The organism is Pseudomonas sp. 1L-E-NC-VB-C3, from assembly GCF_057291535.1.
In genome coordinates this window covers 105,800-130,101 of the sequence record NZ_JBXAWD010000003.1, presented here as the reverse complement: position 1 = coordinate 130,101, position 24,302 = coordinate 105,800, and the positions used below count along the sequence as shown (strand labels likewise).

23 protein-coding genes are annotated in these 24,302 nt (G+C 60.6%); 13 read left to right on the top strand and 10 right to left on the bottom strand.

What is annotated here, in order from left to right; all coding sequences use genetic code 11:
- Positions 1 to 24: 24 nt before the first annotated feature.
- Complete coding sequence (locus tag AC0Z5Z_RS06220) at positions 25 to 924, bottom strand: LysR family transcriptional regulator (RefSeq protein ID WP_071174249.1); 900 nt, start codon at positions 922 to 924, stop codon at positions 25 to 27.
- A 164-nt stretch (positions 925 to 1,088) separates the two neighbouring features.
- Between AC0Z5Z_RS06220 and amaB the strand changes: the two genes are divergently transcribed.
- The 8 genes from amaB (at position 1,089) to AC0Z5Z_RS06180 (ending at position 11,115) form a co-directional block, all read left to right on the top strand.
- On the top strand, positions 1,089 to 2,579 hold the full coding sequence (amaB, locus tag AC0Z5Z_RS06215; protein ID WP_024011383.1) for an L-piperidine-6-carboxylate dehydrogenase: 1,491 nt from the start codon (positions 1,089 to 1,091) through the stop codon (positions 2,577 to 2,579).
- A 197-nt stretch (positions 2,580 to 2,776) separates the two neighbouring features.
- Positions 2,777 to 4,060: an L-pipecolate oxidase gene (amaA, locus tag AC0Z5Z_RS06210; RefSeq protein ID WP_485610873.1), complete on the top strand. Its 1,284-nt coding sequence runs from the start codon at positions 2,777 to 2,779 to the stop codon at positions 4,058 to 4,060.
- A gap of 368 nt (positions 4,061 to 4,428) precedes the next feature.
- Entirely contained in the window at positions 4,429 to 5,562 is a 1,134-nt protein-coding gene (locus tag AC0Z5Z_RS06205; RefSeq protein WP_041480713.1) for an ABC transporter substrate-binding protein, read from the top strand.
- A gap of 241 nt (positions 5,563 to 5,803) precedes the next feature.
- Positions 5,804 to 6,718: an ABC transporter permease subunit gene (locus AC0Z5Z_RS06200; protein ID WP_041480712.1), complete on the top strand. Its 915-nt coding sequence runs from the start codon at positions 5,804 to 5,806 to the stop codon at positions 6,716 to 6,718.
- A 3-nt stretch (positions 6,719 to 6,721) separates the two neighbouring features.
- Positions 6,722 to 8,023: a high-affinity branched-chain amino acid ABC transporter permease LivM gene (gene livM, locus AC0Z5Z_RS06195; RefSeq protein WP_024011385.1), complete on the top strand. Its 1,302-nt coding sequence runs from the start codon at positions 6,722 to 6,724 to the stop codon at positions 8,021 to 8,023.
- The gene (locus tag AC0Z5Z_RS06190) at positions 8,020 to 8,892 is read left to right on the top strand and encodes an ABC transporter ATP-binding protein (RefSeq protein WP_016771916.1); all 873 of its coding nucleotides are present in this window, start codon (positions 8,020 to 8,022) and stop codon (positions 8,890 to 8,892) included. Before livM ends, AC0Z5Z_RS06190 begins: the two co-directional genes overlap by 4 nt.
- Positions 8,889 to 9,605: an ABC transporter ATP-binding protein gene (locus AC0Z5Z_RS06185; RefSeq protein WP_016771915.1), complete on the top strand. Its 717-nt coding sequence runs from the start codon at positions 8,889 to 8,891 to the stop codon at positions 9,603 to 9,605. Before AC0Z5Z_RS06190 ends, AC0Z5Z_RS06185 begins: the two co-directional genes overlap by 4 nt.
- A gap of 745 nt (positions 9,606 to 10,350) precedes the next feature.
- Positions 10,351 to 11,115: an SDR family oxidoreductase gene (locus tag AC0Z5Z_RS06180; RefSeq protein ID WP_016771914.1), complete on the top strand. Its 765-nt coding sequence runs from the start codon at positions 10,351 to 10,353 to the stop codon at positions 11,113 to 11,115.
- Between the two features lie 95 nt (positions 11,116 to 11,210).
- Here AC0Z5Z_RS06180 and AC0Z5Z_RS06175 read toward each other — a convergent pair whose 3' ends face one another.
- The 7 genes from AC0Z5Z_RS06175 to AC0Z5Z_RS06145 all read right to left on the bottom strand — a co-directional run bounded on the left by AC0Z5Z_RS06175 (position 11,211) and on the right by AC0Z5Z_RS06145 (position 16,421).
- A complete protein-coding gene (locus AC0Z5Z_RS06175) occupies positions 11,211 to 12,344 on the bottom strand; it encodes an AGE family epimerase/isomerase (RefSeq protein WP_485610872.1) in 1,134 nt (377 codons plus the stop codon).
- Between the two features lie 197 nt (positions 12,345 to 12,541).
- A complete protein-coding gene (locus AC0Z5Z_RS06170; protein WP_041480708.1) occupies positions 12,542 to 13,114 on the bottom strand; it encodes a HupE/UreJ family protein in 573 nt (190 codons plus the stop codon).
- A gap of 27 nt (positions 13,115 to 13,141) precedes the next feature.
- Complete coding sequence (ureG, locus tag AC0Z5Z_RS06165; protein ID WP_016771910.1) at positions 13,142 to 13,756, bottom strand: urease accessory protein UreG; 615 nt, start codon at positions 13,754 to 13,756, stop codon at positions 13,142 to 13,144.
- Between the two features lie 23 nt (positions 13,757 to 13,779).
- On the bottom strand, positions 13,780 to 14,454 hold the full coding sequence (locus tag AC0Z5Z_RS06160) for an urease accessory protein UreF (protein WP_485610871.1): 675 nt from the start codon (positions 14,452 to 14,454) through the stop codon (positions 13,780 to 13,782).
- Positions 14,451 to 14,951: an urease accessory protein UreE gene (gene ureE / locus AC0Z5Z_RS06155; RefSeq protein WP_039756959.1), complete on the bottom strand. Its 501-nt coding sequence runs from the start codon at positions 14,949 to 14,951 to the stop codon at positions 14,451 to 14,453. Before ureE ends, AC0Z5Z_RS06160 begins: the two co-directional genes overlap by 4 nt.
- A gap of 299 nt (positions 14,952 to 15,250) precedes the next feature.
- Positions 15,251 to 15,883 (bottom strand): TetR family transcriptional regulator, encoded by a 633-nt coding sequence (locus AC0Z5Z_RS06150; RefSeq protein ID WP_056787610.1) that lies wholly within the window; start codon positions 15,881 to 15,883, stop codon positions 15,251 to 15,253.
- 154 nt (positions 15,884 to 16,037) lie between these two features.
- Positions 16,038 to 16,421, bottom strand: a complete 384-nt coding sequence (locus AC0Z5Z_RS06145) for a DUF2790 domain-containing protein (RefSeq protein ID WP_041480705.1) — start codon at positions 16,419 to 16,421, stop codon at positions 16,038 to 16,040.
- 383 nt (positions 16,422 to 16,804) lie between these two features.
- On the opposite strand from AC0Z5Z_RS06145, the gene AC0Z5Z_RS06140 reads away from it, so the two are divergent.
- Positions 16,805 to 18,880, top strand: a complete 2,076-nt coding sequence (locus tag AC0Z5Z_RS06140; RefSeq protein ID WP_485610870.1) for an AsmA family protein — start codon at positions 16,805 to 16,807, stop codon at positions 18,878 to 18,880.
- Positions 18,881 to 18,998: 118 nt separating this feature from the next.
- Here AC0Z5Z_RS06140 and AC0Z5Z_RS06135 read toward each other — a convergent pair whose 3' ends face one another.
- Entirely contained in the window at positions 18,999 to 19,529 is a 531-nt protein-coding gene (locus AC0Z5Z_RS06135) for a ferritin-like domain-containing protein (protein ID WP_041480703.1), read from the bottom strand.
- A 282-nt stretch (positions 19,530 to 19,811) separates the two neighbouring features.
- Here AC0Z5Z_RS06135 and AC0Z5Z_RS06130 point away from each other — a divergent pair, with 282 nt between their 5' ends.
- Positions 19,812 to 20,690, top strand: a complete 879-nt coding sequence (locus AC0Z5Z_RS06130; RefSeq protein ID WP_252883092.1) for an esterase/lipase family protein — start codon at positions 19,812 to 19,814, stop codon at positions 20,688 to 20,690.
- 96 nt (positions 20,691 to 20,786) lie between these two features.
- Here the strand turns inward: AC0Z5Z_RS06130 and AC0Z5Z_RS06125 are convergent, their stop codons facing one another.
- On the bottom strand, positions 20,787 to 21,674 hold the full coding sequence (locus AC0Z5Z_RS06125) for a DMT family transporter (RefSeq protein WP_460059844.1): 888 nt from the start codon (positions 21,672 to 21,674) through the stop codon (positions 20,787 to 20,789).
- 96 nt (positions 21,675 to 21,770) lie between these two features.
- On the opposite strand from AC0Z5Z_RS06125, the gene AC0Z5Z_RS06120 reads away from it, so the two are divergent.
- From AC0Z5Z_RS06120 to AC0Z5Z_RS06110, 3 genes are all read left to right on the top strand, one after another.
- Positions 21,771 to 22,565, top strand: coding sequence for an AraC family transcriptional regulator (locus AC0Z5Z_RS06120; protein WP_150741648.1), 795 nt, complete (start codon positions 21,771 to 21,773; stop codon positions 22,563 to 22,565).
- A 63-nt stretch (positions 22,566 to 22,628) separates the two neighbouring features.
- On the top strand, positions 22,629 to 22,934 hold the full coding sequence (locus AC0Z5Z_RS06115) for a PsiF family protein (protein WP_016771900.1): 306 nt from the start codon (positions 22,629 to 22,631) through the stop codon (positions 22,932 to 22,934).
- Between the two features lie 331 nt (positions 22,935 to 23,265).
- Entirely contained in the window at positions 23,266 to 24,279 is a 1,014-nt protein-coding gene (locus AC0Z5Z_RS06110; RefSeq protein ID WP_485610869.1) for an AI-2E family transporter, read from the top strand.
- Positions 24,280 to 24,302: the final 23 nt, after the last annotated feature.

Genomic DNA, 24,302 nt, shown 5'->3' with positions numbered 1-24,302 from the left:
CTCCCACAGGGATCCCGGTTGACCTCACACCGGGCTATCGATTTGTTCAAGCATCCATTTCACAAAATCCCGCACCTTCGGCACTTCCGCCGCGTGCTCCGGGTAGGCCAGGTAATAGGCATCGCTGCTGGGCATCGCATGCTGCCAGGGTATGACCAGTTTGCCTTCGGCCAATTCCTCTTCCACCAGAAACCGTGGCAGCAGCGCCACGCCACATCCGACCTGGGCGGCGCGGATGCACATGTAAAAGGTTTCGAAACGCGGCCCGTGGTAGCTGTGTTCGGTGTGGTAGCCCTGGCTGTCGAACCAGTCGTGCCAGGCCTGCGGTCGCGAGGCATTTTGCAGCAGCACCAGGTCGGTGAGTTGCGTCGGGTCAGTGAATGGCGTGTCCGGCAGGCTGCCCGGGGCGCAGACCGGCACCAGTTGTTCGCCGAACAATTTCAGGCATTCGGTGCCCGGTCGCGAAGCCTGGCCGAAATAGAAGGCCAGATCGCTGCGCCCCTGCAACAGATCGTCGGCTTCCTGCTCGTTACACAGATCCAGATGAATCGACGGATGGCGCAGGCGCCAGCCTTTCAGGCGCGGCACCAGCCAACGGGCGCCGAAGGTCGAAGGGGTGGAAACGCGCAGGACTTCGGTTTCGCCGCCGTAGGAACGCAGGTAATGCGTCGACATCTCCACTTGGCTGAGGATTTTTCTGACCTCGACCAGATACAAATCCCCGGCCGGCGTCATCTGCAAGCGCCGACGCACGCGGCGGAACAGCAAGTGCTGCAACAGCTCTTCAAGCTGTGCGACCTGTTTGCTCACCGCACTCTGGGTCAGGTTCAGCTCTTCGGCGGCGCGGGTAAAACTCAGGTGCCGGGTCACGGCCTCGAAGCATTGCAGCGCCGTGATCGAGGGCAAGTGGCGTTTGTTCAGCATAGCCAGTCCTTTTTCTTGTCTTTCGCTAGGCAGCATGAATAAACGGAATGATATCTGGCGTAAAGGTCGTTTGTTGCATCGCCGCAGTGAGGCTACAACTAAAGGCCTGCCCGGCCATGCGAAGGATGGCCGCACACATTCTGTTTTTGTTTGAGGAGAGACCGATGGTTGCCGCATTGCTTGATCGTCTGGGAGTCAACCCGGCGCTGTACCAGAACGGCAAAGTGCCGGTGCATTCGCCCATCGATGGCAGCGAAATTGCCTCGGTGAACTGGGAAGGCGCGGCCGAAGTCGAGCAGCACATCAGTCGCGCAGATCATGCATTCGAGCACTGGCGCAAGGTGCCGGCGCCGCGTCGCGGTGAGCTGGTGCGCCAGTTCGGTGAAGTGTTGCGCGAGTACAAGGCCGACCTCGGCGAGCTGGTGTCGTGGGAGGCTGGCAAGATCACTCAGGAAGGTCTGGGTGAAGTGCAGGAGATGATCGACATCTGCGACTTCGCCGTCGGCCTGTCGCGCCAGTTGTACGGTCTGACCATCGCCTCCGAGCGCCCGGGCCACCACATGCGCGAAACCTGGCATCCGCTTGGCGTGGTCGGGGTGATCAGCGCGTTCAACTTCCCGGTCGCGGTGTGGGCGTGGAACACCACCCTGGCCCTGGTCTGCGGCAACCCGGTGGTGTGGAAGCCGTCCGAGAAAACCCCGTTGACTGCGCTGGCCTGTCAGGCGCTGTTTGATCGCGTAGTGAAAAATTTCAGTGATGCCCCACCGAGCCTTTGCCAGGTGGTGATCGGCGGACGCGATGCCGGCGAAGCGCTGGTCGATGATCCGCGTGTTGCGCTGATCAGCGCCACCGGCAGCACGCGCATGGGCCGCGAAGTGGCGCCGAAAGTCGCCGCGCGTTTCGCCCGCAGCATTCTCGAACTGGGCGGCAACAACGCGATGATCCTCGGCCCGAGCGCCGATCTGGACATGGCAGTGCGCGCGATTCTGTTCAGCGCCGTCGGCACCGCCGGGCAACGCTGCACCACCTTGCGCCGTCTGATCGCTCATGAATCGGTCAAGGAAGAAATCGTCACCCGCCTCAAGGCTGCCTATTCGAAAGTACGCATCGGCCATCCGCTGCAAGGCAATCTGGTCGGCCCGCTGATCGACAGGCACAGCTTCGAAAACATGCAGGATGCGCTGGAACAGGCGCTGAGCGAAGGCGGCCGGGTGTTCGGTGGCAAGCGCCAACTGGAAGAGCAATTCCCCAATGCTTATTACGTGTCGCCGGCCATCGTGGAAATGCCCGAGCAGAGCGATGTGGTCTGCAGCGAAACCTTTGCGCCGATTCTCTACGTGGTCGGCTACAGCGATTTCGAGGAAGCGCTGCGCCTGAACAATGCCGTGCCGCAAGGCCTGTCATCGTGCATTTTCACCACCGATGTGCGTGAGGCCGAGCGGTTCATGTCGGCGGTCGGCAGCGACTGCGGCATCGCCAACGTCAACATCGGCCCGAGCGGCGCGGAAATCGGCGGCGCGTTTGGTGGCGAGAAAGAGACTGGCGGCGGCCGTGAATCTGGCTCCGATGCCTGGCGCGCGTACATGCGCCGGCAGACCAACACCGTCAACTACTCGCTGGAATTGCCGTTGGCGCAGGGCATTACATTCGACTGACAGGTGGAGATCCTCTGTAGGAGTGAGCACTGTGGCGAGGGGATTTATCCCCGTTCGGCTGCGAAGCAGTCGTCGCTTTTGAAATTTTGGGGCCGCTCCGCGACCCAGCGGGGCGTTGCGACGTTTCGCTAAATCCCCTCGCCACAGGGGGCTCACTCAGGTTTGTGTGTTTGTTGGGTTTCTGTTGGAGTCTGGCAATGCCGTTACGCGAAGAATGTCTGTGGGAAACGCTCACGCCACAACGCCCGGATAACGCCGCGCTCAGTGGCGAGGTCAAGGTCGATGTCTGTGTGATCGGCGCCGGGTTCACCGGGTTGTCAGCGGCGCTGCATCTGTTGGAAAAAGGCAAAAGCGTCTGCGTGCTGGAAGCGCATCGCGCAGGGCATGGTGGGTCCGGGCGCAACGTCGGGCTGGTCAACGCCGGCATGTGGATTCCTCCGGACGAGATCGAAGCCGGGTTCGGCGAGGCGGTCGGCAGTCAGCTCAACCGCATGCTTGGTGCAGCGCCGGCGCTGGTGTTCAGCCTTGTGGATAAATACAACATCGATTGCCAGTTGCGCCGCGAAGGCACTTTGCACATGGCGCATAACGCCAAGGGCGAGGCGGATCTGCGCAGTCGCGAGCAGCAGTGGAAGCGCCGTGGCGCGCCGGTCGAACTGCTCACCGGCAAGGCCTGCGAGCAAGCCACCGGCACGCAGAAAATCGCCGCCGCGTTGCTTGACCGCCGCGCCGGCACGCTCAATCCGATGGCCTATGTCACCGGGCTGGCCAATGCCGTGCGCGGGCTCGGCGGGCAGATGTTCGATCATTCGCCGGTGACTCGCCTCGAGCGCATCGGGCAGAACTGGTCGGTGCAAACCGCCCAAGGTTCGGTACTCGCTGAACAAGTGGTCATCGCCTCCAATGCCTATACCGAAGGCGACTGGACCGAGCTCAAGCGCAATTTCTTTCCCGGTTATTACTACCAGGTCGCCTCGGTGCCACTTACCGAAGACGCTGCGCAAGAAATTCTCCCGGGCGGGCAGGGCTCGTGGGACACCCGTCAGGTATTGAGCAGCATCCGCCGTGACAAGGACGGGCGCCTGTTGCTCGGCAGCCTCGGCAATGGCAATCAGAAACCGACCTGGTTTCTCAAGGCCTGGGCCGATCGGGTGCAGCGGCATTATTTCCCCAATCTGAAGCCGGTCGAGTGGCAATGCACCTGGACCGGGCGCATTGCGTTTACTCCTGATCACCTGATGCGTCTGTTCGAGCCGGCGCCGGGACTGGTGGCCGTCACCGGTTATAACGGTCGCGGCGTCACCACCGGCACGGTCGTCGGCAAAGCCTTCGCCGATTACCTGTGCAACGGCGATCCGCAGGCACTGCCGATTCCCTTCGCACCGATGCAGCCCCTGGCCGGTGTGGGCTTGCGCAGTTGCCTGTACGAGGCCGGGTTTTCCCTGTATCACGCGGGCCAGTGCCTGCGCATCGTCATTTGAGTGTTGAAATTTGTTGCCGCAAGCGGCGCTTTTGCATCCAGCGACTAGCCTGTAATGGTGCGGGTTGTAGCAGTACCGCACCAGCAGTGTGCAGTTCGGTGACGCGGGCTGTTACAGGCTGGTTGCACGTCGTTTGCCGCTGCGGTTGCAATGATGGCGCGTGCGGGTTGCGCCTGAAAAAACAAATGGTTTCACCTTCCGCGGTTTAGACGGTTGCACGCCCAATGAAAATGGGACCGAAACAGTCGAAATAACAACAACGCAGCGACTTTTTGAAGAATAAAAAACCGATGGCACGGGCCTTGCTCTGAGCTTTGAGTGAAGTGAAGTCGCAGTGCCAACTAAAAAAAACCTTGGAGCACCACCTCATGTCCCAGACGTTTTACAAGAAAGGCTTTCTGGCCCTCGCAGTCGCTACTGCGCTGGGTGTTTCTGCGTTTGCTCAAGCTGATATCAAGATCGGTGTAGCGGGTCCTATGACCGGTGCCAACGCGGCATTCGGCGAGCAGTACATGAAGGGTGCACAGGCGGCGGCCGATGCGGTCAACGCGGCGGGTGGCGTCAACGGGGAAAAAATCGTCCTGGTCAAAGGCGACGACGCCTGCGAACCGAAGCAGGCAGTGACGGTCGCCAAGGACCTCACCAACCAGAAAGTCGCCGGCGTGGTCGGTCACTTCTGCTCCTCTTCGACCATTCCAGCGTCGGAAATCTACGACGAAGCCGGGATCATCGCGATCACTCCGGGCTCGACCAACCCGCAAGTGACCGAACGCGGCCTCAGCGCCATGTTCCGTATGTGCGGACGTGACGACCAGCAAGGCATCGTTGCCGGCGACTACATCGTCGACATGCTCAAGGGCAAGAAAGTCGTCGTGCTGCACGACAAGGACACCTACGGCCAAGGCCTGGCTGACGCCACCAAGGCTCAGCTGGAAAAACGCGGCGTCAAGCCTGTGCTGTACGAAGGCCTGACCCGTGGCGAGAAAGACTTCAGCACCATCGTCACCAAGATCCGTGGCGCCGGCGCCGATGTCGTCTATTTCGGCGGCCTGCACCCGGAAGCCGGTCCGCTGGTTCGTCAGCTGCGTGAACAAGGTCTGAAAGACGTCAAGTTCATGTCCGACGACGGCATCGTGACCGACGAACTGGTGACCACCGCTGGCGGCCCGCAATTCACCGATGGCGTGCTGATGACTTTCGGCGCCGACCCGCGCCTGTTGCCGGAAAGCAAGACCGTAGTAGACGCGTTCCGCAAGGCCGGCACCGAGCCTGAAGGCTACACCCTGTACGCTTACGCCTCGGTTCAGACCCTGGCGGCAGCGTTCAATGGCGCGAAGAAAAACGACGGCGAAGCCGCTGCCAAGTGGCTGAAGGCCAACCCGGTGAAAACCGTGATGGGCGAGAAGACCTGGGACGCCAAAGGCGACCTGAAAGTCTCCGACTACGTGGTTTACCAGTGGGACAAGGACGGCAAATACCACCAGCTGGAAAAGCAGAAGTAAGGGCTGAAGCGATCACTCGGCTCACTTGAAACCCTGTGGGAGCGGGCTTGCCCGCGATGGCGTCAGGTCAATCGACACACAAGTTGGCTGATCCACCGCTATCGCTGGCAAGCCAGCTCCCACAGGATTCAGTGGCGATCGGGCTGATCACGCTCCGACATTGCTCCGACGTACATCTGTATTTTTCCTAGAAGAACCGCGCGTCATGGGCGCGCAGGTTCTCACTGCGTGAGATTGCGTTATGGATGGTATTTTCCTGCAGCAACTGGTCAATGGCCTGACCCTCGGGTCGGTCTATGGCCTGATCGCCATCGGCTACACAATGGTCTACGGCATCATCGGCATGATCAACTTCGCCCACGGCGAGGTTTACATGATTTCCGCTTACCTGGCGGCAATCAGTCTGGCTCTGCTGGCTTACTTCGGTATCGAATCCTTCCCGCTGCTGATGCTCGGCACGCTGATCTTCACCATCGTCGTCACGGCGGTGTATGGCTGGGTCATCGAGCGTGTTGCCTACAAACCCCTGCGTAACTCGACCCGCCTGGCGCCGCTGATCAGCGCTATCGGTATTTCGCTGATTTTGCAGAACTACGCACAGATCGCTCAGGGCGCCAAACAACAGGGCGTGCCTACGCTGCTGACCGGTGCCTGGCGTGTTGAAGTCGGCACCGGCTTCGTGCAACTGACCTACACCAAAGTCTTCATCCTGATCGCCGCGTTTGTCGGCATGGGGCTGCTGACCTACATCATCAAATACACCAAGCTCGGCCGCATGTGCCGTGCGACCCAGCAAGACCGCAAGATGGCCTCGATCCTGGGGATCAACACCGACCGGGTGATTTCCTACGTGTTCATCATCGGTGCAGCCATGGCGGCACTGGCCGGTGTGCTGATCACCATGAACTACGGCACGTTCGACTTCTATGCCGGCTTCATCATCGGCATCAAGGCGTTCACCGCAGCGGTTCTGGGCGGCATCGGTTCACTGCCCGGCGCGATGCTCGGCGGGATCATCCTCGGCATCTCCGAGTCGCTGTTCTCCGGTCTGGTCAACTCCGACTACAAAGACGTGTTCAGTTTCTCGCTGCTCGTCCTCGTACTGGTCTTCCGGCCGCAGGGCCTGTTGGGCCGTCCTCTTGTGTCGAAGGTGTAAGCGATGTCTGCAACCACTGAAAAATCCATCGATATCAAAAAAAGTCTGGTCGAGGCGATTCTTGCCGGCCTGATTGCGCTGATCGTGTTCGGGCCGATTGTCGGCGTGGTCCTCGACGGCTACAGCTTCAACCTCGAAGCAACCCGTGTGGCGTGGATCATTGCCATCGTCATGGCCGGTCGCTTTGCCCTCAGCCTGTTCCTGCAGACCCCCAAAGGCTTGAAGATCCTCGACGGATTCGAGAGCACCGGTTCCGGTGTGCACGTGCTGCCGGCGGACTACAAATCGCGGCTGCGCTGGATCATCCCGCTGATCATTGTGCTGGCGATCATCGTGCCGTTTGTCTCCAACTCCTATCTGCTAGGGGTGGTCATCCTTGGTTTGATCTACGTGCTGCTGGGGCTGGGGCTGAACATTGTGGTCGGTCTGGCCGGGCTGCTCGATCTCGGTTACGTGGCGTTCTACGCCATCGGCGCCTACGGTCTGGCATTGGGTTATCAATATCTGGGTCTGGGTTTCTGGACCGTGCTGCCGCTGGCGGCGATCACCGCAGGCCTGGCTGGCTGCATTCTCGGTTTCCCGGTGTTGCGTCTGCACGGTGACTATCTGGCGATCGTGACCCTGGGTTTTGGTGAAATCATTCGTCTGGTGCTGAACAACTGGCTGTCGCTGACCGGCGGCCCGAACGGCATGCCGGCGCCATTGCCGACGTTCTTCGGTCTGGAGTTCGGCAAGCGGGCGAAGGATGGCGGGGTGCCGTTTCATGAGTTCTTCGGCCTGACCTACAACCCGGACGTGAAGTATTACTTCATCTACGCGGTGCTGTTCCTGGTGGTGCTGGCGGTGTTGTACGTCAAGCATCGGCTGGTGAAGATGCCGGTCGGTCGCGCCTGGGAAGCCCTGCGTGAAGATGAAATCGCCTGCCGTTCGATGGGCCTCAACCACGTACTGGTCAAGCTCTCGGCGTTCACCATCGGTGCGTCGACGGCGGGTCTGGCCGGGGTGTTCTTCGCCACCTATCAAGGCTTCGTCAACCCGACCTCGTTCACCTTCTTCGAGTCGGCGCTGATCCTCGCCATCGTCGTGCTTGGCGGCATGGGTTCGACCATCGGCGTGGTCATCGCCGCATTCGTGCTCACCGTCGCCCCGGAACTGCTGCGTGGCTTCGCTGAATACCGCGTGCTGCTGTTCGGCATCCTGATGGTGTTGATGATGATCTGGCGACCACGCGGGTTGATCCGCATCAGCCGCACCGGGGTCAAACCACGCAAAGGTGCCATTCACTACGAGAGGACTGCGCCATGAGTGAAGTCGTACTCTCTGTTGAAAAACTGATGATGCATTTCGGTGGCATCAAGGCTTTGAGCGATGTCAGCCTGAAGGTCAAACGCAATTCGATCTTCGCCCTGATCGGCCCCAATGGCGCCGGCAAGACCACGGTGTTCAACTGCCTGACCGGTTTCTACAAGGCCACGGGCGGCAAGATCGAACTCAATGTGCGCGGCCAGCAGACCAACGTCATCCAGTTGCTGGGCGAGTCGTTCAAACCGACCGATTTCGTCTCGCCGAAATCCTTCCTCAGCCGCATGTACTACAAAATGTTCGGCGGTACTCACCTGGTGAACCGTGCCGGTCTCGCCCGTACGTTCCAGAACATTCGCCTGTTCAAGGAAATGTCGGTGCTGGAAAACCTGCTGGTGGCGCAGCACATGTGGGTCAACCGCAACATGCTCGCCGGCATCCTCAACACCAAGGGCTATCGCAAGGCCGAGAGCGATGCGCTGGATGTCGCGTTCTACTGGCTCGAAGTGGTCGATCTGGTGGACTGCGCCAACCGTCTGGCCGGTGAGCTGTCCTACGGCCAACAACGGCGTCTGGAAATTGCCCGGGCCATGTGCACGCGGCCGCAGATCATCTGCCTCGACGAACCGGCCGCCGGCCTCAATCCTCAGGAAACCGAAGCGCTCAGCGCGATGATCCGGCTGCTGCGCGACGAGCACGATCTGACCGTGGTGCTGATCGAACACGACATGGGCATGGTTATGAGCATTTCCGACCACATCGTGGTGCTGGACCACGGCATCGTCATCGCTGAGGGCGGGCCTGAAGCGATCCGTAACGATCCAAAAGTGATCGCGGCCTACCTGGGCGCCGATGAAGAGGAGCTGGTATGAGCCAACCGATCCTCGAACTGCGCAATCTGGACGTGTTCTACGGCCCGATTCAGGCGCTCAAAGGCGTTTCTCTGCAAATCAACGAAGGCGAGACCGTCAGCCTGATCGGCTCAAACGGCGCCGGCAAGTCGACCTTGCTGATGTCGATCTTCGGCCAGCCGAGAGCGGCGGGCGGGCAGATTCTCTATCAGGGCGTCGACATCACGCAGAAGTCCTCGCACTACATCGCCTCCAACGGTATCGCGCAGTCGCCGGAAGGGCGGCGGGTTTTCCCCGACATGACCGTCGAGGAAAACCTGCTGATGGGCACCATCCCGATTGGCGACAAGTACGCCAAAGAGGACATGCAGCGCATGTTCGAGCTGTTTCCACGGCTTGAAGAGCGACGCAATCAGCGGGCGATGACCATGTCTGGCGGTGAACAGCAGATGCTCGCCATCGCCCGTGCGCTGATGAGCCGGCCGAAGCTGTTGCTGCTCGATGAACCGAGCCTGGGTCTGGCGCCGATCGTGGTGAAGCAGATCTTCGCCACGCTGCGTGAGTTGGCAAAAACCGGGATGACGATTTTCCTCGTCGAGCAGAACGCCAACCATGCGCTGAAGCTGTCGGACCGGGCATATGTGATGGTCAACGGCGAAATCCGTCTGACCGGCACCGGCAAAGAGCTTTTGGTGAATGAGGAGGTGCGTAACGCCTATCTGGGCGGGCACTGATTCTTCTCGCGGTTGCACACAGCCCCGGCGACGAGAGTCCCGGGGCTTTTTTATTTTTTGGAATCCACCACAGGTAAATTGGCTAATTCCCGAAATTGTGGAAAACAAATTCCCCAAGCTGCCAAAGCGCGACATATAGACGCTGCAAATGGCTGTTTTTCCACAGTTTTGACTTGTCCCCGGTTACTGTGGAACTGGCTGTGAATAACGTGGGTGTATATGGTTGCAGGCCTTGTAATCCGGGGCCTCCAGGCTTGTGATTGTTTTTTGATCAGGCATTTTTGCTGGAGCGCGCGGCGTCGTTGTCAACCTTTTTCTGGGGGGCAGAGACATGGCAATTCCCTGTGCGCAAGCCTGTGGATAAGTCTGTGACTAAACTCTGGAAAGACCTCGCGGAGCGCCGTAATTGCTGGCCTCGCGCAATCACCCGGTGACACCGTCCGTCGTGCAAAATGCCCTGTCCCGCACATCCCCCGCCTCACGGTCAAGCAAAAAACTTTCCATTTCGCCCGCAAAGCCTTGTGTGGCGCGGCTTTGCACGTTGGCACTTGCCCCCGGAAACTGTGGAGCAGATTGTGGATAACATGCGTGCACATGGCTGCAGGCCACGCAGGCTAAGGTCTTGGCGCACTTGGTTGATTTTTGTACAGCTGGCAAGTGTTGCCCGTATTCGCGAGGGCGGGCATGCTGCCTGCTGATTTTCTATTCCAAGGGCTGCCGTGGCGGCCGAAGCAAGGAGAACACGATGTCCGACACCCTGTTTATCACCGGCGCGACGTCCGGTTTTGGTGAAGCCTGTGCCCGGCGTTTTGCCGAGGCTGGCTGGAAGCTGGTACTGACCGGCCGTCGTGAAGAACGCCTCAATGCCCTGTGCGCCGAACTGTCGAAGCAGACCGAAGTGCATGGTCTGGTCCTCGATGTGCGTGATCGCAAGGCGATGGAGGAGGCGATCGCCAACCTGCCGCCGTCCTTCGCCAAACTCCGTGGCCTGATCAACAACGCCGGCCTGGCGCTCGGCGTCGATCCGGCGCCCAAGTGCGATCTGGATGACTGGGACACCATGGTCGACACCAACGTCAAAGGCCTGATGTACGCCACTCGCCTGCTGCTGCCACGGCTGATTGCCCACGGCCGTGGCGCAGGTATCGTCAACCTCGGCTCCATAGCCGGTAACTACCCGTACCCGGGCAGCCACGTGTACGGCGCGAGCAAAGCCTTCGTCAAACAGTTCTCGCTGAACCTGCGTTGCGACCTGCAAGGTACTGGCGTGCGGGTCAGCAACATCGAACCCGGCCTGTGCGAAAGCGAGTTCTCGCTGGTACGTTTTGCCGGTGACCAGGAACGCTACAACGCCACTTACGCCGGCGCCGAGCCGATCCAGCCGCAGGACATCGCCGAGACTATTTTCTGGGTGATGAACACCCCGGCGCACATCAACATCAATAGCCTCGAACTGATGCCGGTGAGCCAGACCTGGGCCGGGTTTGCCATCGAGCGTAACAAGGCTTGATACCGCGCTGAGGCCATTCGCGAGCAGGCTCGCTCCCACAGGGGAATGCATTCCAAGATGTGGGAGCGAGCCTGCTCGCGATAGCAATTGGTCGGTCAGCGAAGATACGCAGCCAAACCGTGATAGCAAGTCGCCAAATGATAAGGCGTGGTCGAAGGCATGTCCTTGCGACTGACCTCTCCATTCTCATCGCGACACTCATGCCAGCCGCCGGCATGCAGAAACCGCTGCTGCAACGCCTGCAACTGGCGCAGTACCACCGCTTCGCTGTCCGCCCGCAAGGTCAGCGCGCGCAGGTATTCGGCTTGAGCCCAGATCCGTTGGGTCGAATCCCTTGGCCGTCCATTGCTTTCCAGATCAAGCATCGCCCGCACCGCGCCGCAGGACTCCAGCACGCCATACTGCTCGGTAAAGGCAAACGCCCGATCCAGCGCCCGGTGCAGTTTCGAATCGCGCAACAGCGCCGACGATTCGAGCAGGAAATACCATTCGAACTGGTGCCCCGGCTCGTACCAGTTATCCACAGCGCCCAGCGGCTTCTCCATCAACACGCCATATTGCGGATCGACGAACTGCTTGTGCATGGCTGTGCATAACTCAAGCAGGGCGTTGTGCGTCTGCAGGTCTTCACGCACGGCGAGGGTGGCCAGAAAAGCTTCGGCCAGATGCATCAGTGGATTTTGCAGTGGCCCGGTTTGCAGGGTGAGCCAGTCACGCTCAAGGCAGGCTTCGTACAAACCGTCGCCGGTGGCGAATCGGCGGCCGATGATTTCCAGCGCGGCGTTCAATGTCGACTCGGCCAGCGAATCCCGGGACTTGTCCCAGTAATGCGCGCAGGCGAACAGGATGAAGGCGTGGGTGTAGAGATCCTTGCGTTGATCCAGCGGCTTGCCTTGCGCATCGATGCTGTAGAACCAGCCGCCGTGCTCGGCATCATGGAAATGCCGTTGCAGCGAACGGAACAACGCGGCGGCGCGGACTTCGGCGTTATCCACAATCCCGATCAGGCTGGAGAACAGATACAGCTGCCGTGCGCAGGCCATCGCCCGATAGCGCTGCACTGGCAGCGGTTGATGCGCGGCGTCCAGCGCCTCGTACGGCAACGCCATGTCGGCATTCCAGCCCGGGCCTTGCCACAGCGGCACGATCACGTCGAGGAAGTGCTGCTGCACTTGGCCAAACAGGGCGGTCAATTCGGGCAGGGCGGTGGAGCGGGAAGCGTGGGGCATGGGCGGGCGTCACGGGCTGGGGCGATTGCGCGACATGGTAGCAGAGAGGCAGCCTTTAAAGGTTTGGTGTCTGATCGGCCGTCATCGCTGGCAAGCCAGCTCCCACAAGGAAATTGAGTGTTCACACAATTGTGGACTTACCCAATAACCTGTGGGAGCTGGCTTGCCAGCGATGAGGCCGGCTCAGGCGATAGAGATTAGCCTGCGAGCAACCACACCCCAGTCGCCGCCGAAGCCGCACCCGCCAACCGCACCAGCGGCGCCGCTGCCTGCGGAAGAACTCGCACCACGCCATAACCGAGCGCATGCAAAACCGCTGTCGCCGCGACAAACCCGGCCGCATACGCCCACGGGCTGCTCATTTCCGGCAGCTCCAGCCCATGCGCCACGCCATGGAACAGCGCAAACAGCGCCGTCGCTGCCACCGCCATCACCAGCGGCGGACGCACGGCCAGTGCCACGGCCAGGCCCAGCGCCAATACCGAAGCAGCAATCCCGCTTTCCAGCGCCGGCAACTCCAGCCCTTCAAAACCGAGCAGGCCGCCCAGCAGCATGGTGCCGACAAACGTGCACGGCAGCGCCCAGCGCGCCGCGCCTTGTTGCTGCGCCGCCCACAAACCGACGGCGAGCATTGCCAGCAAGTGGTCGAGACCGCCGATCGGGTGGCTGATGCCCGCGACGAGGCCGCTGTCGCCATGCCCAGGGTGCGCGAAGGCCAGTGCCGGTGTCAGCAGCAGCGCCACGGCGCCAAGAATGCGTTTGAGTGTCATGGATAAGCTTCCTTGTTGATAAGTGGATCAGGCGGCGGTCAGCAGGCCCTGGCGTTCGATGAAGGCGATGATTTCTTCAAGGCCCTGACCGGTTTTCTGGTTGCTGAACACGAACGGCTTGCCGTTGCGCATGCGTTTGGTGTCGCTGTCCATCATTTCCAGCGAGGCGCCCACCAGTGGCGCGAGGTCAATCTTGTTGATCACCAGCAGGTCGGACTTGCAGATCCCCGGGCCGCCCTTGCGCGGCAGCTTGTCGCCGGCGGAGACGTCGATCACGTAGATGGTCAGGTCGGACAGCTCCGGGCTGAAGGTCGCCGAGAGGTTGTCGCCGCCGGACTCCACCAGAATCAGATCCAGCCCGGGAAAGCGCCGGTTCAGTTGATCGACCGCTTCGAGGTTGATCGAGGCGTCTTCGCGGATCGCCGTGTGCGGGCAGCCGCCGGTTTCCACGCCGATGATCCGCTCCGGCGCGAGGGCTTCGTTGCGCACCAGGAAATCGGCGTCTTCGCGGGTGTAGATATCGTTGGTGACCACGGCGAGGTTGTAGCGCTCGCGCAGGGCCAGGCACAGGGCCAGGGTCAGCGCGGTTTTGCCGGAACCGACCGGTCCGCCGATGCCGACGCGCAGAGGTTGTGTATCCATTTCATTCTCCAAAATAAACAGCCCTAAGAGCGGAAGAGACGGCTGTACTGGCGCTCGTGGGCCATGCACGCCAGAGACAGGCCAAACGCGGCGCTGCCGATGTGTTCGGGGTTGATGTGGGTCGCGTCGTACTGCGCCTGTTGCAGCAGCGGCAGCAGTTCGCTGGTCAGGCGCTGGGCGGCTTGCTGGCCCAGCGGCAGGGTTTTCATCAGCACGGCGAGCTGGTTTTCCAGCCAGCTCCATAGCCACGCAGCAAGAGCATCCTGCGGGCTGATGCTCCAGGCGCGTGCCGCCAGTGCCCAGCACAGGGCCAGATGCGGTTCTGTGGTCTGGTCAAGAAAGTCGCGGGCGGGCGCGTCGAGTTCCGGCAAACCGTTCAACAACTGCTGCAAGGAGTAACCCATCTGCCGGCTCTCCAGATGCAACTCGCGGGTTTCGCGACTGGCGCGGTGGCTCTCGCAGAGTTGTCGTAATTCGGCCCAGTTTTCATCTGCTGCGGCTTGGCAATGCGCCAACAGCAGCGGCGCTTCGAAGCGCGCGAGATTGAGCAGCAGTTGATCGCTGATCCAGCGGCGGGCTCCGTCCGGGTTGTGGACCCGGCCATTATCCACCGCCATTTCCAGACCCTGGGAATAGCTGTAGCCGCCAATCGGCAATTGCGGACTGGCCAGACGCAGCAGCGCCCAGGCCGGATTCACAGGCGCACGCCGAACTGATGAAGTTTTGGCGCGTAGTTGAAGTCTTCGTCACCGTGCCGGGAATGATGATGGCCGCCGCCGTAAGCGCCGTGTTCCGGCTGGAACGGCGCTTCGATAGCCTCGACCTGCGCGCCGAGCTGTTCGAGCATCGCCTTGAGCACGTAATCGTCGAGCAGGCGCAGCCAGCCATCGCCGACTTGCAGGGCGACATGACGGTTGCCGAGGTGATAGGCCGCGCGGGTCAGTTCGAACGCATTGGCGCACGTGACATGGAGCAGTTGTTCGGGGCGGGCGCAGACGCGCACGACACGGCCGTCTTCAGCCTGCAGGCATTCGCCGTCATACAGCGGTGGCTGGCCGCGCTCCAAAAACAACCCGACGTCTTCGCCTTCGGCACTGAAACAGCGCAAACGGCTTTTGCTGCGCGCTTCGAAGGTCAGGTGCAGCTCGGCGGCCCAGACGGGTTGAGGGTCGATTCTGCGATGAATCACCAGCATCGGAAAGCTTCCAGCAATGAACGTTGATTGGGCTAGAGCAAGCGCCGCGCCAATCGGGCGATCTGTAGGAAATAGCTGTCGGCACGTGCCTGATCTTTCAACAGGCGCGGCGATTCTGGAAGGTTTTGGTGCATGAAGGATTTGTCATGCACCAAAGCGAGGCTGTGGCGGATGTTCAATGTGGGAGCGAGCCTGCTCGCGAATGCGCCGTGTCAGACAGATGTATTCAGCTGATCCAGCGCTTTCGCGAGCAGGCTCGCTCCCACATTGGCTTTGCGCTGTGTCAGATGGAGAAGGGATTACTCGGTACTGCCCAGCCCTTGCCAGTGCTTGAGGCCGATAAAAATGAAGCGCAGTTGCTGGGTGATCTTCGCCTGCGGCGTCAGATGCTCCGGCAAGGCCTCGGCGGGCGGGTCGATGATGTCGGGGAGGGTGGCGAACACCGATTTGACGATCAGGTCGGCGATCACGCTCAGACCGGCGATGTCCAGATGTTGCAGCTTGGGCATCAGGGCCAGGTCCGCCGCGAGGTCGGCGCTGATGTTCTCCCGCAGGCGTCCGATCGCCTGGCGTACCGGCAGCGAGCCGCCGTATTGTTCGCGGGCGAGAAACAGGAATTGCGAGCGGTTGGCGTTGACCACATCAAGGAAGATGCGCACCGAAGCGTCGATGATGCCGCCCATGACGAATTCGTTGTGCCGCACCAGGCGGATGGTCTCGCGGAAGGTCTGGCCGACTTCGCTGACCAGTACCAGACCCAACTCGTCCATATCGGCAAAGTGCCGGTAGAAACCGGTGGGCACGATGCCGGCGGTCTTGCTCACTTCGCGCAGGCTCAGGCTGCCGAATCCTCGGCCGCTTTCCATCAGGTGGCGGGCAGCGTCCATCAGGGCGTTGCGGGTCTGTTGTTTCTGTTCGGCGCGGGGCAGCATCGCAGGGTGTGTTCTTCGGCAGGACAAGCGCCGCACTCTAGCAAATCGGCTTTGTCGGCGTCGAACGGGGAGTCATGCAGCGAGGGATTCACAGAAGCTGAAAAGTCAAAAGCCCAATCCGCTGATTGGGCTTTTTCGCTGGGCCGTCATAGGCTCAGCTCACGGCGCTGTTGCGTTCGATTACACGATCACCACCACCTTCGGCGAGGGCTTGACCTTGTGGAGTCTTGTCGTAGCCATCTTCCACAAGGCCTTTTTCTTCGAGACGATTGCGGCCGTTTTCAGCCAGGGTCTGGCCCTGTGGGGTTTTGTCATAGCCATCTTCAGCCAGAGTCTGACCTTGAGGGGTCTTGTCATAGCCGTCTTCAGCCAGAGTCTGGCCTTGTGGGGTTTTGTCGTAGCCGTCTTCAGCGAGCGTCTGGCTGAACACCGAGTGGCTGTCTTTGACTTGCGGAGTGGCCTGATCGGCAGCTGGCAGGGCGAAAGCAGTGCTGGCTAGCATCGACAGGGTAAGGCTGAGCAGTAATTGGCGTTTCATGATAGTGGCTCCTTGGGAGGGCGATAAAGTGGGTACGAGGGCAATGCTACTCTCGATATGTCGATATAAAAGTTCATAAACGCAATGGTAATAATCAACAGAATTGATTGTTCGGCGCGAAGGCTCTAGATCGGGCCTTTGCGGGCGACGGTTTTGCACCGTCGTGGGTATTTTCGACTCACTCGTGCCTCGCAAAAGTGCGGGTCGCGGTAACGCTGCTCGACCGATCGGTCAGTTTTGCTGCGCTTTTTATGGCTTAAACTGCCTTTCGATTAAACCTGCGGGCCTTTCGCCAGTCACAGACTGCATAGGGGCCGCTTCGGTCTGCCGTTTCAGCTGTGCGTCGGGTAATCGGCGTGCGGTCGTGATCAGGAGCTTTGTGCATGACGCGCACTGGAAAAATCTTCAGCTGGATCTTCGCCATCCTCGTGCTGCTGCTGGCAGCCTTGATTCTGATCATCGTGTTCTTCGACTGGAACCGGATCAAACCGACCATCAATGCCAAAGTCTCGGAAGAACTGCACCGGGCGTTTGCCATCAATGGCAACCTCGCGGTGATCTGGCAGCGCGAGCCGGAAGAGGGCGGCTGGCGCTCTTGGGTGCCGTGGCCGCATGTGGTGGCCGAGGACTTGAGCTTGGGCAACCCGGACTGGTCGAAGCAGGCGCAGATGGTCACGCTCAAACGCGTTGAACTGCGCATTTCGCCGCTGGCCCTGCTGGCCCAGCGCGTGGTGATTCCGCGCATCGACCTGACCGAGCCGAATGCCGAGCTGCAACGTCTGGCCGATGGCCGCGCCAACTGGACGTTCAAATTCGATCCCAAGGACCCGAACGCCGAGCCTTCGAGCTGGGTGGTCGATATCGGCGCGATCGGTTTCGACAAGGGCCACGTGACCCTCGACGATCAGACCTTGAAGACCAATCTCGATGTGTTGATCGACCCGCTCGGCAAGCCGATTCCATTCAGCGAGATCGTCGGCGACAAAGCGGCGAAAACTGCTCAGGACAAGGGCGGCGCACCGCAGGATTACGCCTTTGCGCTCAAGGTCAAAGGCCAGTACCACGGGCAGAACCTCACCGGGCAGGGCAAGATCGGCGGGTTGCTGGCGTTGCAGGACGCGAGCAAGCCGTTCCCGTTGCAGGCCCAGGCGAAGATCGGCGATACCCGTATCGAACTGGCCGGCACCCTGACTGACCCGCTGAATCTTGGCGCTCTTGATCTGCGCCTCAAGCTCGCTGGAGACAGCCTCGGCAATCTCTACCCGCTGACCGGCGTGACCCTGCCGGACACCCCACCGTACTCCACCGACGGCCACCTGATCGCCAGGCTGCATGACGAAGCCGGGGCGAAATTCACTTATGAAAAATTCAACGGCAAGATCGGCGACAGCGACATCCACGGCGACCTGACCTACGTGGCCAGCCAGCCACGGCCGAAACTCAGCGGTGCGCTGCTCTCCAATCAACTGCTGTTTGCCGACCTCGCGCCACTGATCGGCGCCGACTCCAACACCGAGCAAAAGGCCCGTGGCGGCGCGAGCAAGCAACCGGCGGACAAAGTCCTGCCGGTCGAAGAATTCAAAACCGATCGCTGGCGGGCCATGGACGCCGATGTCGAGTTCACCGGCAAACGCATCGTCCACAGCGAGAAGCTGCCGTTCAACGACCTCTATACCCATCTGAAACTCAACGACGGCGAGCTCAGCCTGGAACCGCTGCGCTTTGGTGTCGCCGGCGGCACGCTGGATGCGCTGATTCGCCTCAATGGCCGCACCGAGCCGCTGGAAGGCCGTGCGCGTTTGACCGCACGCAAATTCAAACTCAAAGAGTTGTTCCCGACCTTCGAGCCGATGAAGACCAGTTTCGGTGAGCTCAATGGCGATGCCGACATCAGTGGCCGGGGCAACTCCGTGGCCAAGCTGCTCGGCGGCGCCAACGGCAATCTGAAGATGCTGATCAACGACGGTGCAATCAGCCGTGAGTTGATGGAGCTGGCCGGGCTCAACGTCGGTAACTACGTGGTCGGCAAGATCTTTGGCGACAAGGAAGTGAAGATCAATTGCGCGGCGGCGGACTTCGACATCAAGACCGGCCTGGCGACCACACGGCTGTTTGTCTTCGATACCGAGAACGCAATCATCTACATCGATGGCACGGCGAACATGGCCACCGAACAACTCGATCTGACCGTGACCCCGGAATCCAAAGGCTGGCGCCTGATCTCGCTGCGCTCGCCGCTGTATGTGCGCGGCAAGTTCATCAAACCGGATGCCGGCGTCAAAGCCGTACCGTTGATGCTGCGCGGGGCGGGGATGGTTGCGCTGGGCGTGATCGCCGCACCGGCGGCGGGGTTGCTGGCACTGGTGGCGCCGAGCGGTGGCGAGCCGAATCAATGTGCACCGTTGCTGGAGCAGATGAAGCAGGGCAAGGCGCCGGTGACCGTTAAACCCAGTAAGTAATGCGGCGTCTCTGAAGGCGCCTTCGCGAGCAGGCTCGCTCCCACATTCGAACGCATTCCTTCAATTGAAATGCGATCCGGTGGGAGCGAGCCTGCTCGCGAATGCGGCCTGACTGTGATTACAGGTCGTTGAGGATATCCGCCATGTCGTCGGCGTGTTCTTCTTCCTGGGCGAGGATGTCTTCGAAGATGCGGCGGGTGGTCGGGTCTTTGTCACCGATGTACTGGATGATTTCGCGATAGCTGTCGATAGCAATGCGCTCGGCCACCAGATCTTCGTAAACCATTTCCTTGAGCGTGTTGCCAGCCACATATTGCGCGTGGGACATCTTGCTCAGCAGGTCAGGGTTGAACTCAGGCTCACCGCCCAGTTGCACGATCCGCTCGGCGAGGCGATCGGCGTGCTCGGCTTCCTGGTTGGCGTGTTCGAGGAATTCGTCGGCGGCGACGTTGGCTTTCAGGCCGCTGGCCATGAAGTAGTGGCGCTTGTAGCGCAAGGTGCACACCAGTTCGGTGGCCAGCGACTCGTTGAGCAAACGCAGTATTTCTTCACGGTTGGCGTTGTAACCCTCGGTGACCGCGCCGTTTTCCACGTGTTGCCGCGCGCGCTCGCGCAGGGTTTGAACATCAGACAAATGCACGTCACTCATTTCATTCTCCTGGAGGCTAATCCGATAGGCGCCACGTTCTGAAGACGCGGTCGCTACCCAGGTTGTGAGTCTTGAGCGAAGCGAAAAGTTTTATGCGATTTACGCCGGACGCGCTGCAGGAACTGCTGAAGACTGCTATGTCGGGAGAGTCAGACCGGTTTCGGTGGAGCGGGTGCTGGCGGACTGGAATAGGCTTATCGTTGAGTTGTCATCGCCGAGGTGGATGCTTGGCGGGCGTCTTGCAGGTCTGGCATCCACTCACCGCGCACAAGGATGTAATCCATGTCGACACGTTATCCACTGGTGCTGGTGCCGGGCATGCTCGGCTTTATCCGGCTGGTGCTTTACCCGTATTGGTTCGGCATCATCAAGGCCTTGCGCCGTGGTGGTGCGACGGTGGTCGCGGTGCAGGTCTCGCCGCTCAACTCTACTGAAGTGCGCGGCGAGCAGTTGCTGGCGCGGATCGAGGAAATACTGCGCGATAGCGGGGCGCAAAAGGTCAATCTGTTCGGCCACAGCCAAGGCGCGTTGACCGCACGATATGCGGCAGCGAAGCGTCCGGATCTGGTGGCCTCGGTGACTTCGGTGGCCGGGCCGAATCATGGTTCCGAGCTGGCTGATTATCTGGAAAAGCACTATCCCGGTAGCAGTGCCAAGGGCCGCTTGCTCGAAGCGTTGCTGCGCTTGATCGGCTGGGTCATGGCATTGCTCGACACGGGTTATCACGGTCCGAAACTGCCGGTGGATATCCACGCTTCCCACCAATCGCTAACGACGGCGGGCGTTGCATTATTCAATCAGCGTTATCCACAAGGGCTGCCGGAAGTCTGGGGCGGCCAGGGGCCGGAAGAGGTCAACGGTGTGCGCTATTACTCTTGGTCAGGGACGCTGCAACCGGGCAAAACCGATCGTGGCGGCAATCTTTTTGACGGCACCAACCGAAGTTGTCGCTTGTTTGCCAAGACCTTCGTCCGTGAGCCGGGGCAGTGCGATGGCATGGTCGGCCGTTACAGCTCGCATCTGGGCACGGTGATCGGTGATGACTATCCGCTGGATCATTTCGACATCGTCAATCAGTCACTGGGACTGGTGGGCAAGGGCGCGGATCCGGTAAGGCTGTTTGTCGAGCATGCGGCGCGGCTGGAGGCTGCAGGGTTATAGCCAAACAGACCGCGTCATCGTTCTTCGCGAGCAGGCTCGCTCCCACAGGTGTCTGCATTTCAATGTGGGAGCGAGCCTGCTCGCGAAGGGGTCTTATCAGGCAACGCTGACCCGGCGGCCCAACACGGTGGTCCAGCGCTCCGACAAAACCACCCCACCCAAGGTCAGCAAACCGCCCACCAGGTGATACATCGCCAACTGTTCCTTCAGCACCAGCGCTGCGATCAACGCGGTAATCAGCGGCAGCAGATTGAAGAACAACGTCGTCCGGCTCGGCCCCAGTCGCTGCACCGCCTGCATCCACGCCAGCGGCGCGACCATCGAAGCCAGCAGGCATGCATAGAGCACCAGCGGCACGTTCTGCAGATTCAAACCGGTCTTCGGCGACATCGCGAACAACGGAAACAACACCACAATCGCCACCAGCACCTGCAAGTACAGCAGGACCAGCGGCGGCAGGCGCAGTTGCCACTTTTTCAGCAGCGTGCTGTAAACCGCGTAGGCCAGCGTGGCGATCAGCATCATCGCATCGCCCAGATTGACCCCGTGTTGCAGCAGCGCTCCGAGGCTGCCGGATGACACCACCACCAGCACGCCAGCGAACGACAGCACCGCACCGACCAGCGCACCAGCGGTCAGGCGCTGGCCGAGGCTGATGATCGCCATGGCCAGCGACATCAATGGCATCAGCGACAGGATGATGCCCATGTTGGTCGCGGTGGTCAGTGTTGCAGCGAAATAGGCGAGGCTCTGATACACCGCCATGCCGAGCACGCCGAGGACGAAAATCCGCCCCAGATTCGGCCGAATCTGCGGCCAGTGTGCGATCACTTTCGAGAGCATGAATGGCGTGAACAGCACGCCAGCCAGCAGCCAGCGATAGAAACCGATCTCGGCGGGGAAGATCGCGCCGACCGCCAGTTTGTTGATCACGGTGTTGCCGGCCCAGATGAAAATCGCCAGCAGGGGAAACGCGTATTGCATGGGACAAAACCAGAACGTTGATGAAGGGCGATTATCGCCTGTCTGGATGCAGGCCTATACTGCGATCCAGACAACCTGCCTCTGCATCCGGACAGCATGAACAGCAAACACATCGATCTGCTCGATTTCAGCGAACTGCCGTCAGCGGTGTATTTCCGCTACGCCGATTTCAATGCCCACGAATATGCCGCGCCACACCGGCATCCTTGGGGCACGCTGGAATACGCGGCCCATGGCGTGCTGCACATGGATGTCGACGGCAGTCGCTTCATGTCGCCGCCGCAGTACGCGGTGTGGGTGCCGCCCGAGGTCGAGCACAGTTTCTACAGCCATCAACCGGTCAACTATCGCGCGGTGTGTCTTGATCCAAGCGTTTGCGCACGATTGCCGGCGCGGGCCTGCACCTTGGCGATCAGTGACATTCTCAAGGCGATTCTCAAGGACTTCGCCGCCCGCGATGTGAAGATCCCCGAGCAGGAGGCCGATCAGCGTCTGGCTCAGGTATTGGTTGACCAACTGCAACAGGCACCGGTGCAGGAATGTTATCTGCCGTACGCGAGCAGCCCGGGCTTGCTGACGATTCTCGACGCCTTGCAGGCCGCGCCGGGCGACAACCAACCGTTGGCGCATTGGGCCGCGCAAGTGCATGTCAGCGAGCGCACGCTGGCGCGGCAGTTTGTCCGCGAGCTGGGCATGAGCTTTGGCGAGTGGCGTCAGCGCTTGCGTTATCTGGCGGCGATCGAGGCGCTGGAAACCTCGCGTTCGGTGCAGGAAATCGCTTTCGACCTCGGCTACAGCAGCGGCTCGGCATTCATTGCCATGTTCGCCCGCCAGGCCGGGTGCACGCCGGAGCAGTATCGGCGCAGCCACCTCGAGGGCAGGAAGGTGTAACAAGCTTTGACTACACTGCGACAGAGGCCGCATCCATCGGTGCGGCAACAAGGAGAAAACTCCATGAAGATGTTGCGTGTGCCGTTGTTGATGATCGGGCTGCTTGTGTGTTCCCAGGGTTTCGCCGCCACGGCGCAACAGAACAAGATGACCACCTGCAATGCCGATGCGACCGCCAAGAGTTTGAAGGGCGATGAGCGCAAGGCGTTCATGAGCACCTGCCTGAAAGCGGCACCAGCGGCCAACGATGGCAAGGAGCTGACCCCGCAGCAGCAGAAGATGACCACCTGTAATGCCGATGCGAAAACCAAGGCACTGACCGGCGATGCGCGCAAGGCGTTCATGAGTGAGTGTCTGAAGAAAAAATAAGGGGGCGCCATGGGTGTCCGATTGACTCGGTCGGCTTGAGATTTTCCCTCACCCTAACCCTCTCCCGGAGGGAGAGGGGACCGACCGCATTGATGCCGACAGGAACTGGGGTCTGAAATACCGGGTCGATTGCGGATTCGGCACTGCACGTTCAGGTCGGAAAATTTTTCGAGCAACCCCCAATCGGTCCCCTCTCCCTCTGGGAGAGGGCTAGGGTGAGGGGGAAATTCGCAAGCCTTGCACGAAAATCCGAAACCCCGCATATCCCTAGTGCTAACCCCGGATCGCTGGCAGACTGCCCATCCTTTCACGCCGTTCGTTTTGAGGCTGTATGCCAACGTTTTCTCAGCGTCATGTTGTGTTCTGGGTCAGTTGCATCATCATTTTTGGCGGTCTGCTGCTGGTGCTGCCGCTGCGCCTGTTGCCCAGCCTGCTGGCCGGGTTGCTGGTGTTCGAGCTGGTCAACATGCTCACCCCGCAACTGCAACGGCTGATCGAAGGGCGGCGTGCCCGCTGGTTAGCGGTGGCGCTGCTCGGCACGCTGGTAGTAAGTGCGCTGGCGCTGATTTTCGCCGGGGCTATCAGTTTCCTCCTGCATGAAGCGGAAAACCCCGGCGCTTCACTCGACAAATTCATGGGCGTAGTCGATCGCGCGCGCGGGCAGTTGCCGCCGTTCATCGATGCCTACCTGCCGGCGAGTGCGGCGGAATTTCGCGTGGCGATCGGCGAGTGGGCGAGCAAGCATCTGGCCGACCTGCAACTGGTCGGCAAGGACGCCGCGCACATGTTCGTCACCCTGCTGATCGGCATGGTGCTCGGCGCGATCATCGCCCTGCAGCGCATCTCCGACGTGACCAAGCGCAAGCCGCTGGCCGCCGCTTTGTTCGACCGTTTGCATCTGCTGGTGCAGGCGTTTCGCAATATCGTCTTCGCGCAGATCAAGATTTCCCTGCTCAACACCGTGTTCACCGGGATCTTCCTCGCGGTAATCCTGCCGATGTTCGGCATCAAGCTGCCGCTGACCAAAACCCTGATCGTGCTGACCTTCCTGCTCGGCCTGCTGCCGGTGATCGGCAACCTGATGTCGAACACGCTGATCACCATCGTCGGCCTGTCGCTGTCGATCTGGGTGGCGATCGCCGCGCTGGGCTATCTGATCGTTATCCACAAGCTCGAATACTTCCTCAACGCGCGCATCGTCGGCGGGCAGATCAGTGCCAAGTCGTGGGAGTTGCTCCTGGCGATGCTGGTGTTCGAAGCCGCGTTCGGTTTGCCGGGGGTGGTGGCAGGGCCGATTTATTACGCGTATCTGAAGAGTGAGCTGAAGCTGGGCGGGATGGTCTAAGGCCAGGCAACTGAATTGAATGC

Bases quoted from the DNA above. Each gene is read 5' to 3' on its own strand.
- AC0Z5Z_RS06220 (WP_071174249.1), bottom strand. From the start codon at position 924: ATGCTGAACAAACGCCACTTGCCCTCGATCACGGCGCTGCAATGCTTC.
- amaB (WP_024011383.1), top strand. From the start codon at position 1,089: ATGGTTGCCGCATTGCTTGATCGTCTGGGAGTCAACCCGGCGCTGTAC.
- amaA (WP_485610873.1), top strand. From the start codon at position 2,777: ATGCCGTTACGCGAAGAATGTCTGTGGGAAACGCTCACGCCACAACGC.
- AC0Z5Z_RS06205 (WP_041480713.1), top strand. From the start codon at position 4,429: ATGTCCCAGACGTTTTACAAGAAAGGCTTTCTGGCCCTCGCAGTCGCT.
- AC0Z5Z_RS06200 (WP_041480712.1), top strand. From the start codon at position 5,804: ATGGATGGTATTTTCCTGCAGCAACTGGTCAATGGCCTGACCCTCGGG.
- livM (WP_024011385.1), top strand. From the start codon at position 6,722: ATGTCTGCAACCACTGAAAAATCCATCGATATCAAAAAAAGTCTGGTC.
- AC0Z5Z_RS06190 (WP_016771916.1), top strand. From the start codon at position 8,020: ATGAGTGAAGTCGTACTCTCTGTTGAAAAACTGATGATGCATTTCGGT.
- AC0Z5Z_RS06185 (WP_016771915.1), top strand. From the start codon at position 8,889: ATGAGCCAACCGATCCTCGAACTGCGCAATCTGGACGTGTTCTACGGC.
- AC0Z5Z_RS06180 (WP_016771914.1), top strand. From the start codon at position 10,351: ATGTCCGACACCCTGTTTATCACCGGCGCGACGTCCGGTTTTGGTGAA.
- AC0Z5Z_RS06175 (WP_485610872.1), bottom strand. From the start codon at position 12,344: ATGCCCCACGCTTCCCGCTCCACCGCCCTGCCCGAATTGACCGCCCTG.
- AC0Z5Z_RS06170 (WP_041480708.1), bottom strand. From the start codon at position 13,114: ATGACACTCAAACGCATTCTTGGCGCCGTGGCGCTGCTGCTGACACCG.
- ureG (WP_016771910.1), bottom strand. From the start codon at position 13,756: ATGGATACACAACCTCTGCGCGTCGGCATCGGCGGACCGGTCGGTTCC.
- ureE (WP_039756959.1), bottom strand. From the start codon at position 14,951: ATGCTGGTGATTCATCGCAGAATCGACCCTCAACCCGTCTGGGCCGCC.
- AC0Z5Z_RS06150 (WP_056787610.1), bottom strand. From the start codon at position 15,883: ATGCTGCCCCGCGCCGAACAGAAACAACAGACCCGCAACGCCCTGATG.
- AC0Z5Z_RS06145 (WP_041480705.1), bottom strand. From the start codon at position 16,421: ATGAAACGCCAATTACTGCTCAGCCTTACCCTGTCGATGCTAGCCAGC.
- AC0Z5Z_RS06140 (WP_485610870.1), top strand. From the start codon at position 16,805: ATGACGCGCACTGGAAAAATCTTCAGCTGGATCTTCGCCATCCTCGTG.
- AC0Z5Z_RS06135 (WP_041480703.1), bottom strand. From the start codon at position 19,529: ATGAGTGACGTGCATTTGTCTGATGTTCAAACCCTGCGCGAGCGCGCG.
- AC0Z5Z_RS06130 (WP_252883092.1), top strand. From the start codon at position 19,812: ATGTCGACACGTTATCCACTGGTGCTGGTGCCGGGCATGCTCGGCTTT.
- AC0Z5Z_RS06125 (WP_460059844.1), bottom strand. From the start codon at position 21,674: ATGCAATACGCGTTTCCCCTGCTGGCGATTTTCATCTGGGCCGGCAAC.
- AC0Z5Z_RS06120 (WP_150741648.1), top strand. From the start codon at position 21,771: ATGAACAGCAAACACATCGATCTGCTCGATTTCAGCGAACTGCCGTCA.
- AC0Z5Z_RS06115 (WP_016771900.1), top strand. From the start codon at position 22,629: ATGAAGATGTTGCGTGTGCCGTTGTTGATGATCGGGCTGCTTGTGTGT.
- AC0Z5Z_RS06110 (WP_485610869.1), top strand. From the start codon at position 23,266: ATGCCAACGTTTTCTCAGCGTCATGTTGTGTTCTGGGTCAGTTGCATC.